Raw genomic sequence first — 12,095 nt, 5'->3', positions numbered from 1 at the left:
GGTGAGGGGTGGGCGGCGAAGCCGCCGTACTGGGGTGAGGGGCGGGCGGCGAACCCGCTGTACTGGGACGGAGATCACGCGGGCCAGCCCGCCGTACAGGGTTGAGAGGCATGCGGGCCGGCCCGCCGGGTCACGGGGCGGGCGAACCTGCCCCACGGGAGTACGGGCGGCGGCCCCTACGGGGATACGAGCCGTGGCCCCGACGGGGACACGGGCCGCGGCTCACTCGTCCGCGACACCCTCCGCGGTCATCGTCGGGGCCACGTCCTCGACCACCGCCCGGGCCCGCTCCACGGGTACGCCGGCCGCGATGAGCTGGGCGGTCGCGACGCGGGTGCCGTCGTCCTCCAGCGCACCGGTGTTGACCTGCTCCAGCAGCGCGACCGTCATCGCCTCCAGGCCGGCGCTCAGCACGGCGGGCGGCAGGTGGCCGGGGAAGACTCCGTCCCGCTGCCCCCGCTCCAGGATGGCGGTGACCTCGGCGCGGGCCGGGGCCAGGATCTCGGCCACGCGCTCCACGCCCAGGTCGTGCCGGGCCAGCGCCAGCAGCATCCGGTAGCGGTCGCCCACGGGCCACATCAGCAGCACGAAGTGCGCGAGCGCGCGCTCGGCGGGCTCGGCGGGCTCGGCCGGCCCGACCCGCTCCGCCCCGGCGGCCATCGCGCTCCGCAGCACCTCGGACGCCTCCTCGGCGAGGGCCTCCAACAGCGCCGCGCGCCCCGGGAAGTGACCGAAGAGGGTCCGCCGTACGACACCGGCGGCACGGGCCAGTTCCTCAAGGGTGGTGTCCGGGTTCCGCCCCAGTTCCCGGCGGGCCGTGGCCAGGATGCGCGCCCGGTTGGACCGCGCGTTGCGTCGCTGCGGCTCACGGGCAACGGACTTGGTCACGGGGAACCTCTGGGGCGGGAAGGATTCGGGCTGCGGGGGCGTCCATTCTGGCACGGGGCGGCGACCCGGCCCGACCTGTGGCGCACCCTCCCCGCGCCGGAATGACACCCCCGTGACCGACCGCCGTGTGGCCGACCGCCGTGTGACCGACGACGGCCAGGCGGTCGGAGGCCGCGCGGTCAGCGGCTCCGCAACCGGTCGGCCGCACCCGGGTCACCCGCGCCCGGCCCGGTCCGCGCCCTTGGCCGTCCGCCGTGCGGCGGCGAGCGCGGCGAGCACCGTCCCCACCGCCACGACCAGCAGCCCGCGCAGCCACACCTCGGCCTCGATCTGCGTGGCGAGCGCCACGCAGGACAGGGCGCCCAGCACGGGGAGCACGGTCGGGGCCCGGAAGTGGTCGGCCTCGCCCGGGTCGCGGCGCAGCACGAGTACGGCCGTGTTGACCATGAGGAAGACCACGAGCAGCAGCAGGACCAGGGTGGACGCCAGGGTGGTGACACTGCCGGTGAGCGCCAGGAGCATCGACAGCAGGGTCGTGACCGCGATCGCCGCCCACGGCGTACGGCGGCCGGGCAGCACCTTGGCAAGCGCGGCGGGCAGCAGCCCGTCCCGGGCCATGCCGTAGGCCAGGCGGGAGGACATGATGCCGGTGAGCAGCGCGCCGTTCGCCACGGCGACGAGCGCGATGGCGCTGAACAGCCGGGGCGGGACGCCGCCCGCCGCCTCGACGACCTCCAGCAGCGGCCCGCTCGACTCGGCCAGCCGGGCGGTCGGCACCGCCACCGACGCGGCGAGGCCCACCAGCACGTACACGGCGCCCGCGGTGGCGAGGGCCCCGAACAAGGCGCGTGGATAGGAGCGCCGGGGGTCGCGGGTCTCCTCGGCGACGTTCACCGACGTCTCGAACCCGACGAAGGAGTAGTACGCCAGTACGGAGCCGCTCAGTACGGCCGCCGCGGCCCCCTTCTCCGGCGTACCCAGCTGTGCCAGCCGCCCCACGTCGCCGTCGCCGCGCAGCAGCAGCCAGACGCCGAGGGCGACGATGACGAGGAGACCGCCGACCTCGACGAGGGTGGCGGCGACGTTGGCGCGGGTCGACTCCTTGATGCCCCGCGCGTTGACCAGCGCGAGCAGGGCGAGGAACAGCATGGCGACGAACCCGACCGGCAGCGTCACGAAGGCGGAGAGGTAGTCGCCCCCGAAGCCGCGGGCGAGCGCGGCCACGGAGACGATGCCGGCGGCGAGCATGCAGAAGCCCGCGACGAAGCCGGCGAACGGCCCGAAGGCGCGGGTGGTGTAGTGGGAGGCGCCGCCCGCCCGCGGGTACTTCGTGGCCAGTTCGGCGTAGGAGGCGGCGGTCAGCATCGCCAGCAGCAGGGCGACGACCAGCGGCACCCACACGGCTCCCCCGGCGTCGGCGGCCACCTGCCCCACCAGCACGTAGACCCCGGCTCCGAGCACGTCGCCCAGGATGAAGAAGTACAGCAGCGGGGTGGTCAGCGTGCGCTTGAGTGCCGGGCTGCCCTGCGCGTCCGCGGGCCGTTGCCTTCCGAGTCTCGCCATGGCGTCCCAGGTTTCCCGCAGGACGGGAAACACGCCGTGATCTTGCTGCGCACCGCGCCGGAAAAGCGCTCGGGTGGGTGGCATGTGCCACCCACCCGATGCGTCGGCACGCCCTCAGCTCTGCGGACGGCTGCCGTGGTTCGCGCCGTTCTTGCGGCGGGCCTTCTTCTTACGACGTCGCTTCGAGGACATCGAACGCTCCTCTCCCTTTGCTTTCACCTGCTATCCACCGGTTTGTCGCCGCGGTGGATCACAGAGCCCCTTTCCCATCGGCGCGATGGCAAACTTCCCGGCGCGAAATGCACACGGGTGGCTCACGGGCCCCCTCGTCCCGGGCGGTCGCCGACGATCTACCGCGGAATGCGGGCCTACGGCAGCACGCTCCCCGGGCGCCGCTGAGGTTCTGGCTTCAGGGCCGAGCCGGCCGGTGCGCCACGCGGTGGCGGAGGTAGACGACTCTCGAGTTGAAGGTGCGGGTCTCGACGAGTTCGAGATCCACCCGGCGCTCGTGCCGGGGGAAGAACGGGATGCCACCACCGACCAGCACCGGGTAGACCACGGCCCGGTACTCGTCGATCAGACCCGACGCGGCCGCCTCGGCGGCGAGCACCGCGCCACCGATCGCGATGTCGCCCTCCCCCGGTTCGGCCCGCAACCGCTCGATCTCCTCCGCCGGACTGCCGGAAGCCAGCCGGGCATTGCCCTGCACCGCCGACAGCGTGGTGGAGAACACCACCTTCGGGAGCGGCTTCCAGAGCGCGGTCCACTCGCGCATCGAGTCGTCGAGCGACGGATCCTGGTCGGCGGTCTCCCAGTACAGCATCGTCTCGTACAGCCGGCGTCCCAGCAGGTGGACGCCGACCTCCCGGATCTCGTCGATCCAGAAGCGAAATACGTCATCACCCGGCGCCGTCCAGTCGAAGTCTCCGTCCGGCCCGACGATGTAGCCGTCCAGCGAGACGCTCATCGAATAGGTCACTCTGCGCATCAGAAGTCCTCCTCGGTGACGGTCGACAGTACGGCCGCCGCACACCGCGGAACCCTCGCGGCTCGCGGGATCCCCCGGGCCGAGCCACCTCACTGGATCATTCGACGGATCACTCGGCGAGAAGACCTCGGTACCAGTCCGCCGCTTCTGCCGGCGCGCGCCGGGCTGGTGCTCGGTGCCGGTGACCGCTGGGTGGTCCCGGCGCTCGCCCGCCCGGGCTCACGAGTGCGCCCCCTCCGGGCGGCGGGCTTCGCGGCGACCGCGCCGCTGCTCCAGCTCACCGCCGTACGCGCCGCGGCGAAGGAGCCCGCGGCCTCCCCCGCACCGAGCACCGTGCCCGCGGCCTCCGCCGCACCTCGCACCGAGCCCGCGGCGACGTCCGCGACGTCCGCGACGGACTGAGCGCGCCGTCCCTCCCCTCCTCACAGGGAGGCATCGGCCACCGAGAAGGGCGCCCTCTTCCGGTGGCCGGCCGGGAGCGCCCCGATCCGGCCCGGGTGGTGGAATCGGTCAGACACGGGGACCTTGGAAGTCCCTGGCCGCCAGGGCCGTGCGGGTTCGGATCCCGCCCCGGGCACCGCGGACACGGTCGACACCCCTCCCCGTGACGCTCGTATCGCGCGTGAAGTCCACTACAGGTGGAGGACGACGGCTGCCGTTCCGAGTGCTGGAACGTCGACGGGAATGGCGCCGTCCGGCTCCGGGCCGATATCGCTCGGGTTCAGGCCCAGGTAGTTGGTGCGGGCCGCGCGGGCGACGGGGAACGGGGTGCTCAGGCGACAGGTGACCGGGGTGTCGGCCACCGACTGCAGACGCACCAGGAGTTGGCCGCTGTCGGGGACGGTGGCCCCGACGAGTCGTACCCGGGGATCGTCCAGGGCCAGGAAGTGTGTCTCGGCCGGGGTTTTGGCCCCGGCTCCGGCACGGGCCCGGACCGGCACGATCGGGTGGCTGGTGACGGCGGCGACGCGTGCGGCGAGTTCGTCGGCGCGGGCCGGGGTGTTCTCCTCGGCCGTGGCGAAGCCGACGCTGTAGCGGAAGACGTGGTCGAAGGCCTGCTGGGCGGGGAAGTTCGTGTCCCAGATGTTGTTGTGCACCCAGGAGAAGACGGTGGCCGGCTCCTCCTGCGGCAGCGACTGGGGGTAGGGGACGTAGGGGATCGCGATTCCGCCGAGCTGGACGAGCGGGGCGTCGGCGGTCGCCAGCGCGGCGTGGTGGGTGCCGTCGCTCAGACTGATCCAGCGCCGGATGGCGCGCATGTGGGTCGCCGAGCCCGGCACGGTCTCGCGGTCGGTGCCCAGGACGCCGCCCGTGGCCTCCGTGTGCACGACGGGGTTGTCGAGGGCGAACGGGAAGGCGAAGAAGGCACTTTCCTTGGTGAGGGTCCCGGTCTTGTCGACGCGGTTCTCCAGGTCGATGCGGGCCGCGCCGTGCGGAAGGTGCACCCTCACCCGGAGCCGGCGGGTGCCGGCCGGGGCGCATTCGTAGACCAGGGTGTGGCCGGTGGCGTCCGTGGTGCGGTCGACGAGTGCGGCGGGCGGTGCGGTGGTGCGGGAGGCGAGCAGGTGCATCGAGTCGTCGGCGACGGTCTTGCTGGACTGGTGGTTGAAGCCGCCCGCCGTGGCGTATTCGTCGTAGACGTAGCCGTTGAACCCGATGACGGCGTCCTGACGGACCATCTCACGGCCGGTGCGCTTGTCGATGACGGAGGCGATGCAGGCCTGGCGCAGGTCGACGGTGACACGCAGGTGGCCGTTCTCCAGGACGGTGGGCTCGGTGGGCGCGTCGCCGCCTTCGCCGTCCTGTGCCGCGGGTGTGGCGCGGGGAACGATGTCCAGGCGTACGGCTCCGCAGGCCGGCACGTCCGTGACGGGCACGTGCAGGAACCGGCCGGCGGCGCGGTGGCGTTCGTTGTTCTGGTCCTCCTGGGCGAAGGGCAGGGCCGTGCCGGTGCGCGCGTCGACGATCTGGACCGGCTCGCCGAGCGCGACGGTGCTCTCCGGCAGGAAGAGCCGTGCGGTTTCGGTGCGCGGCCAGCTGCACGTGTTCACGGCGTAGAAGGACGCCGCCGCGCCGGCGGCTGGGGTGAAGGCTTCGCCGAGCAGCGCGGTGGCGGCGTCCAGGAGCGTTTCGGCGTCGTCGTGGGCGCGCATGGCCTGGGCGTACTTCCAGTGCCACTGCTTCTCGCCGGAGCCGTGGCCGTGGTCGCCGTGCGTCCACGGGTCGCCGGCGCCCCAGGTGTGCTCGTTGAACAGCGAGGCGGACCGGTAGACGCCGGGAGCGCCGGCGGTGACGGCCGTGCTGCCGGGGACGTTCATCAGACGGGCGTAGCCGGCCACGGTCTGTGCCTCGGCGAGGGCCGCCTGCCCACGACGGGTGGCCGCCAGGGGGACGGCGCCGGCGCCCACGCCGTCGACCCACCAGTCACTCCAGTCACCCCGGTAGGTCTCCAGGCGGTCTCCGACGCGCTTTTCGGCGTCTTCGAAGAAGTCCTGGTTGCGGGAGGCGCGCAGCTGCGGGTACGCCCACTGTTCGTTCCAGCGGCGCACCGTGTCGGAGATGACGCGGCGCGGGGGGCCGTTGTCGGCGAACTTGCCCAGCACTCGCAGGTGCAGGACGTCCCACGGGTAGGGGTCTGCCGTGCCGGGCAGGTCGAGGGCGGGGAAGCCGGGGATGCCGCGCCCCTGGTGGGGATAGGGGAACCGGGCCAGGGCGCTGAGGTAGGAGGGCAGCAGGTCGTCGACGTGGTCGTAGGACTCGTCGAAGCCGAGGATCGATCCCTCCATGTAGGCCAGGCCGTGCGGGGTGTCGGTGCGCCAGACCAGGACGCTGTTGCCGCTGGGGGCCTGCCAGCGGAACAGGCGCGGCAGGTGTTCTCCGCCGACGAGGTGGGGGACCGCGCGGCCCGCCCAGTTGTGGGCCACCGACAGGTAGCGGATTCCGTTGTCGGTCAGGACGTCGGGCAGGCCCACGACCTGGCCGGGTACGTCCGTCTGCATCGCCGTGGTGATGTCGATGCCGTGCCGGTCGCGCAGCTCGGTCACCGGGCGGAGCAGTTCGTGCAGTTCGTCGGTGGAGCAGGTCTCGGTGTGCAGGTTGAACGGCATGGCCGTGAGTTCGACGCGCCCCTCACGGACCCGGTCGAGGAAGCTCTCCACCTGTCGCCGGGGCCGGTTGGCCTGCCAGTCCTGGAAGGAGTGGAAGCCTTCGACGGCCCAGCGGAACCGGGCGGGCTCCGGCCACCCGTCGGTGTCACGGCACAGTTCGAGCAGTGAGTCGAGGTAGGCGCGGCTCTCGGCCATGACCCGTCCTTGCGGGTCGGTGTAGCCGATGTCGAGGTGGGAGTGCTGCACGAGGTGCAGTGTCCAGTGGCGCTGCGGTCGTGCCTCGAAGGCGAGCCGGGTGCCTTCCTCCAGTTCGGGAAGCTCGATCAGCAAGCCGGTGGGCGCTTCCACCTCCGGGACCAGGAGGCGGGTGTCGCCTCCTGGTCCGTCCAGGATCTCGCAGTGGACGGGGGTTCCCCCGCTGGTGGTGACGCGGGCCCGGGTGACGCGCGGGAGGGAGGCGCCGTCGGGGCGGCGTATCCGCAGGCGGATGGACTGCAACAGGCCGCCCGTGCCGTGACGCAGGAGGGGCTCCCCCGACAGCTGCACCTGCAGGCCGCCCAGGCCGGCGGTGGTGGCCACACGCTCCTTGAGGATGTCGCGCGCGATGTCGGAGTCCCACCAGGACTGCCGGGTCAACGGTGGCTTGGGCATGGTGCGTGAGTGTCCTTTGCGTTGAGGGTGCGGTCGCGTGGAGTGCCGCGTCAGGAAGGCCGGCGGTGCTCGTGGGTGGCGTCGGCGAGAGTGGCGAAGATCTGGACCATGGCCGACTGGTTGAGGGTCGCGGCCGGCGCCGCGGGGTCGAAGTCGCCGCCGCCGGAGGGCTGGAAGCGGAACAGACCGGTGGAGGCGTCCCGGTTGGTCCGGTAGGTGCTGTCCGCGTAGCCGCTCATGACCTTCAGGTAGGCGGAGTCGGGGCGGACGGCGTCCAGGTCGAGCAGGTCCTTGAAGTAGAAGGCGTTGAAGACGGCCGGCTGGTCGTGCAGTCGGCTGCCCTGACTCCAGTACGCCAGGGAGCCGCGGGCGTCCTCGACCGCCTTGTTCAGGTACCCGGTGTCCCCCGTGCCGCGGTGGAGCGCGACGGCGGTGCCGATCATGGCGCCCGAGTTGTAGGTCCACAGCGTCTCGTTGGTGGTGCCGTCGTCGCCTCGGTCGTTGACGTACAGGCCGGGCGCCTTGCGCATGCACGAGTACACCCAGCCGTACCACCGCTCGGCCTTGGCGAGGTAGGTGCGGTCGCGGGTGTGCTCGTACAGCCGGGCGGCGAGCTGGGCGGAGAGGGCGGTGACGTTGGTGGCCCGGATGTTGTTGCCGGGCGAGTCGTACCAGTCCATGCCGCCCGGGCAGGACTTGGTGGCGTCGTCGTCCCAGGCACGGGAGACGACGGGCACGACCTGTTCGGCCCGCTCCAGGAGTCGGCGGTCGCCGGTGGCCTCGTACTGGTCGAGCTGGCTCAGGGCGACCACGGCGTTGTCGTCGTAGTAGATGTCGCCGCCAGTGCCCAGCGGGGCGGGCAGGTAGGACGCGTAGCCCGGGCGCTGTCCGGAGCTGTGGTAGAGCTCGACGGTGTCGAACCGCTCGGCCGCGTCCCTGCGGTAGGAGGCCCCGGTGTCCGGCAGTTCCTGCATGTCGACGGCTGCCTGCGCGGCCTCGCGGAACGGCCACAGATAGGAGTGCTCCGGGTCGGCGGCCTGTCGGGGGGTGTGCTCCAGGTACAGCCCGTGGGCGTCGGCGCCCTGGTACAGGTGGCCTTGCAGGGCGCGATAGGTGCTGGTGGCGCGGTCGGCCCAGACGCTGGAGGCGACCGGACGCGCGGGGGCGGGACTCGCGGAGTGGGCGAGCGTAGCGGCGCGGGCCGGGGCAGCGGCGGGGACAACGGCGTGGGCGGGGGCAGCGGTCCACAGCAGGCCGGCGCAGACGGCGGGAGCGGTGGCACGGGTGAGCAGCGATCGCAGCATGAGGGTGTCCCTTCGCGACGATGGGAGGGAGGTGGAGGCGTGCGGACTCAGCGGTGGATCTTGAGACTGCTGACGAAGAAACGCTGGGCGGAGAAGAACAGCACCAGGGTCGGCAGCGAGACCAGCAGGGCGCCGGCCAGCACGACGGGCGGCCCGACGTTGGAGTAGTTGCCCTGCAGGTCGGCGAGAGCGGCCATGACGGGCCGGATGTTACGGCTGGTGACCATCGTGATGCCGAACATCAGATCGTTCCAGACCGCCACGAACTGGAAGACGAACACGGCGATCATGGCGGACCGGGTCAGCGGGACGTAGATCTGCCAGAAGACCCGCCACCAGGACGCGCCGTCCATACGTGCGGCTTCCACGACTTCCCGCGGCAGCGTCAGGGCGTAGTTGCGCATGACGAAGAACGCGAACGGGACCGCGATCGCAGTGTAGATGAGCACGAGACCGGTCTGGGTGTCGTAGAGCGAGGTGTGCGCGTAGGACAGGAACAGGGGCCGGATGAAGACCTGCAGCGGCAGCAGGGTGCCGGAGTAGATCACCCAGAACCACAGGGCCTGGTGCCTGACCGGCATGATGATCGTGGCGAAGGCGGCGAAACCGGCGATCACCGCGGCGGCTACCGCGCTGACCACGGCGTACAGCAGGCTGTTGCCGAGAGCCGGGCCCAGGTTGGCCTTGTCCCAGGCCTGGGACATGTTGTCGAACAGTCCGAAGTCCCGGGGCAGCCAGTGCGGGCTCCCGGAGTAACTCCCCGCGGGCACAAGCGCGTTGACGACGAGGAGCCAGGTGGGGACCAGCCACAGCACAGCGAGGATCACCAGGGTGGCGTTGCGCAGAACTCGGCCGAGGGACATCGTCACACGCCTTTCACGTCGAGCTGGCGGCGCAGGTAGAGCCAGGAGGCGGCCAGCACGATCACGGTGAGGACGACCGCGATCGCCGCTCCCGCGCCGGGCCGCAACTCCAGGAAGGTCTCGTTGTACATGGACACGGCGAGGGTCTCGGTGGCCCGCCCGGGGCCGCCCTGGGTGAGCACCCAGATCAGGTCGAACGACTTGAGGCCGTTGACCAGGCTCATGCCGATCACGATGATCGACACCGGGCGCAGCTGCGGCAGGACGATGTGCCGGAACTGCTGCCAGCCGTCCGCACCGTCCAGGGAGCCGGCCTCCAGAGTCTCGGGCGGGATGGACTGCAGCCCGACCAGGAAGAGGATGACGGCCACGCCGGTGGCCTGCCAGGCGTTGGCGAGGATCATCACGAGGGTGTTGCCGGGCCAGGTCAGCAGCCATCCCTGCGCCAGCGAGCCGAGCCCGACGCCGTTCAGGACCTGGTTGACGGCGCCGTCCGTGGTGAGCATGAAGTTCCACACGACCGCCACGGCGGATCCCGACAGCGCGTAGGGCAGCACCACGCACAGCCGCGCAAGGCGGGACAGGCGACTGGAGCTGGTCATGCACGCGATGGCGAGCCCGAGCACGAACGGGAGCGCGACCGTGCCCACCACCCACAGCAGCGTGTTCTGGACGGAGCGGAACAGGGCCGGGTCCGAGGCGAACAGCGCGTAGTTGTCGAACCAGGCGAACGGCGAGGTCCGCGTGTCGCTGAAGAGGCTGCGATAGAGGGTCCACGCGAACGGGGCCAGCAGGAACAGTGAGACCAGGAGGACGGCCGGAGCCATGAAGCCGCCGCCCGCCAGACGTTCACGCGCGGTGCGCCACACCGGCGCCCGGGGGTCGTGCCGGGTCGCGCTCCGGGGTGCCGGCGGCTTGCCGGGGGCCGTCGGGGGGCGCCGGTCGGTCGTTGAGGTGCTCATGCTTCGTCTCGCTTCCAGGCCGCCCATTCGTCGTGTGCGCGCTCCTGCATCCGGCGCAGTGTGGTGGCCGGGGAGGTCTGCCCGGCCATGAATCCACCGAGGTCGTTGGTGTTGCCCTGGATGAGGCTGGGCGGACTGGCCTCCCAGTAGCGCACCAGCGGCATCCGGCGATTGCGGACGATGTCGCGCTGGAGGCCGGCCACCACCGGGTTGCTGGAGCGCACCTTCGGGTTGGCGGAACTGTCCTGCAGGAAGTCGCTCCACACCCGCTGGACGGACGGGTCGAGCCAGGCTCCGACGTTGGCCATGGCGGCGTCGTGGGAGGAGGCGCGGCTGGGCACCACGAAGACACCCGACTCGGCGATCACGCTCTTCGGAGTGGAGGAACGCACGGCGGGCAGGATGAAGGCGCCGTAGTCCGTGCCCGGCTTCATGCCCGCCGCCGACATCCCCGCCGCCTGCCAGGTGCCGTGCAGGAACATGCCCACCTCGGCCTCCTTCAGGGCGCCGGGACCACGGGCCTGGTCGAAGTCGGGCGCCGTCATCCAGCCCTTGCGCATGAAGTCGTGCCAGATGTCCATCGCCCGGCGTGCCGGAGCATCGGTGTAGGAGGCGTCGCCGTCCACCAGACGCTGGTAGAAGCGGGGGTCGACCTTGCTGACCAGTTCCTGGAACCACTCGATCGCCGGCCAGCCACCCGACTGACTCGCCAGGAACGGCGTGATCCCGTTGCGCTTGAGGACCTCGGCGCAGTGCAGGAGCTCGGACCAGCTCCCGGGTTCGGCCAGGCCCAGCTTTCTGAACACCGGCTTGCTGTAGAAGAGCACGTAGTACGACTCGTACATCGGGATCCCGAGCGCCTTGCCGCGGTACGAGACCGCGTCCCGCGACGCCCCCCGCACCCACCCCTTGGCCGCGTAACGCTCCCAGACCCGGGACAGGTCGGTGAGCCCGCCGGCCCGCGCCAGACGCTTGAGCTGATAGCCCGACGCCCACTTGACGAGGTCCGAGGACTTCGACGTCTGCAAAGTCATCTGCACGACCTGCTGGTAGGAGGTCACCGACGGATTCGACAGCGGCCGGAGCGCGTAGCCGGTGATCTTCTTCAGCTCGCTGCCGGCCGAGCGGTAGCCCTCGTCCCAGGTGGCGTTGTCATTGGAGATGCTCGTGGTTCCCGGCTGCGCGGAAGTGCTCTCGCCCCGGGCGCACCCTCCCGCCGTAACGGCGGCCGCGCCGGCGGCCACTCCGGCGAGGAAGCGACGCCGAGCCAGCGGCCCAGCCGCGCTGCCGGTCCTGCCCGTTGCTGACATTGATCACCTTCACGGAATCGGGCCACATAGATGGCCGGATGTGAATCACAGGGCACGCAGGGCACCGATCAGGCCCGGGATCTGCCGAGTGTGTGTTGCGTGGAGGTTAACGACACCATTCCTGCGGTAGCAAGGGTTCAGAAGGAAAAGAATCACCCGACATGAAGAGCATTGATAAATGCGCTGGCCAGAGGCGCTTAAGCGCCACACAAGCCCCGCATGACGACCATGGACTCCTCCAGCCAGGCACTGTTATCGTTAACTCATCCATGGAACCGAGTAAGGAGCAGCTGTGCCCGCGTCTCGTTCGTACGACACCCACCCCAGCTACCGGCCCACCGGCGGGGAGGTGACCGCGGGCTGGCCGGCCCTGGCCGCGGAGCTGCCGGGCGAACCGCTCGTCCTGGCCGTCGACGGTCCCGCGGCCCTTGACTGGGCCGCGCTGTCCGACGGCCTCGC

General features: G+C 71.3%; 8 protein-coding genes and 1 tRNA gene. 1 reads left to right on the top strand and 8 read right to left on the bottom strand.

Annotated elements, in window-relative coordinates; all coding sequences use genetic code 11:
- Positions 1-222: 222 nt before the first annotated feature.
- From EBH09_RS27870 to EBH09_RS27860, 3 genes are all read right to left on the bottom strand, one after another.
- Positions 223-888, bottom strand: a complete 666-nt coding sequence (locus tag EBH09_RS27870) for a TetR/AcrR family transcriptional regulator (RefSeq protein ID WP_121749699.1) — start codon at positions 886-888, stop codon at positions 223-225.
- A 213-nt stretch (positions 889-1,101) separates the two neighbouring features.
- Complete coding sequence (locus tag EBH09_RS27865; RefSeq protein WP_121749698.1) at positions 1,102-2,451, bottom strand: APC family permease; 1,350 nt, start codon at positions 2,449-2,451, stop codon at positions 1,102-1,104.
- Positions 2,452-2,860: 409 nt separating this feature from the next.
- A complete protein-coding gene (locus EBH09_RS27860) occupies positions 2,861-3,439 on the bottom strand; it encodes a dihydrofolate reductase family protein (protein WP_121749697.1) in 579 nt (192 codons plus the stop codon).
- Positions 3,440-3,930: 491 nt separating this feature from the next.
- On the opposite strand from EBH09_RS27860, the gene EBH09_RS27850 reads away from it, so the two are divergent.
- Positions 3,931-4,016 (top strand) — tRNA-Pro (locus EBH09_RS27850).
- A gap of 55 nt (positions 4,017-4,071) precedes the next feature.
- Here the strand turns inward: EBH09_RS27850 and EBH09_RS27845 are convergent.
- From EBH09_RS27845 to EBH09_RS27825, 5 genes are read right to left on the bottom strand one after another with little or no spacing between them, the layout of a single operon-like run.
- Entirely contained in the window at positions 4,072-7,197 is a 3,126-nt protein-coding gene (locus tag EBH09_RS27845) for a glycoside hydrolase family 38 C-terminal domain-containing protein (RefSeq protein WP_121749695.1), read from the bottom strand.
- A 50-nt stretch (positions 7,198-7,247) separates the two neighbouring features.
- Positions 7,248-8,501 (bottom strand): glycoside hydrolase family 76 protein, encoded by a 1,254-nt coding sequence (locus tag EBH09_RS27840; protein WP_121749694.1) that lies wholly within the window; start codon positions 8,499-8,501, stop codon positions 7,248-7,250.
- A 47-nt stretch (positions 8,502-8,548) separates the two neighbouring features.
- Positions 8,549-9,364: a carbohydrate ABC transporter permease gene (locus EBH09_RS27835; RefSeq protein WP_193776570.1), complete on the bottom strand. Its 816-nt coding sequence runs from the start codon at positions 9,362-9,364 to the stop codon at positions 8,549-8,551.
- Positions 9,365-9,366: 2 nt separating this feature from the next.
- The gene (locus EBH09_RS27830; RefSeq protein ID WP_121749692.1) at positions 9,367-10,326 is read right to left on the bottom strand and encodes a sugar ABC transporter permease; all 960 of its coding nucleotides are present in this window, start codon (positions 10,324-10,326) and stop codon (positions 9,367-9,369) included.
- The gene (locus EBH09_RS27825; RefSeq protein WP_121749691.1) at positions 10,323-11,636 is read right to left on the bottom strand and encodes an extracellular solute-binding protein; all 1,314 of its coding nucleotides are present in this window, start codon (positions 11,634-11,636) and stop codon (positions 10,323-10,325) included. Before EBH09_RS27825 ends, EBH09_RS27830 begins: the two co-directional genes overlap by 4 nt.
- Positions 11,637-12,095 lie beyond the last annotated feature (459 nt).

Source organism: Streptomyces sp. E2N166 (assembly GCF_003671715.1).
Taxonomy (GTDB): domain Bacteria; phylum Actinomycetota; class Actinomycetes; order Streptomycetales; family Streptomycetaceae; genus Streptomyces; species Streptomyces thinghirensis.
The sequence above is the reverse complement of the archived record's forward strand: the minus strand, read 5'-3'. Positions and strand labels throughout refer to the sequence as shown.

Bases quoted from the DNA above. Each gene is read 5' to 3' on its own strand.
- EBH09_RS27860 (WP_121749697.1), bottom strand. From the start codon at position 3,439: ATGCGCAGAGTGACCTATTCGATGAGCGTCTCGCTGGACGGCTACATC.
- EBH09_RS27830 (WP_121749692.1), bottom strand. From the start codon at position 10,326: ATGAGCACCTCAACGACCGACCGGCGCCCCCCGACGGCCCCCGGCAAG.
- EBH09_RS27825 (WP_121749691.1), bottom strand. From the start codon at position 11,636: ATGTCAGCAACGGGCAGGACCGGCAGCGCGGCTGGGCCGCTGGCTCGG.
- EBH09_RS27835 (WP_193776570.1), bottom strand. From the start codon at position 9,364: ATGTCCCTCGGCCGAGTTCTGCGCAACGCCACCCTGGTGATCCTCGCT.
- EBH09_RS27865 (WP_121749698.1), bottom strand. From the start codon at position 2,451: ATGGCGAGACTCGGAAGGCAACGGCCCGCGGACGCGCAGGGCAGCCCG.
- EBH09_RS27845 (WP_121749695.1), bottom strand. From the start codon at position 7,197: ATGCCCAAGCCACCGTTGACCCGGCAGTCCTGGTGGGACTCCGACATC.
- EBH09_RS27840 (WP_121749694.1), bottom strand. From the start codon at position 8,501: ATGCTGCGATCGCTGCTCACCCGTGCCACCGCTCCCGCCGTCTGCGCC.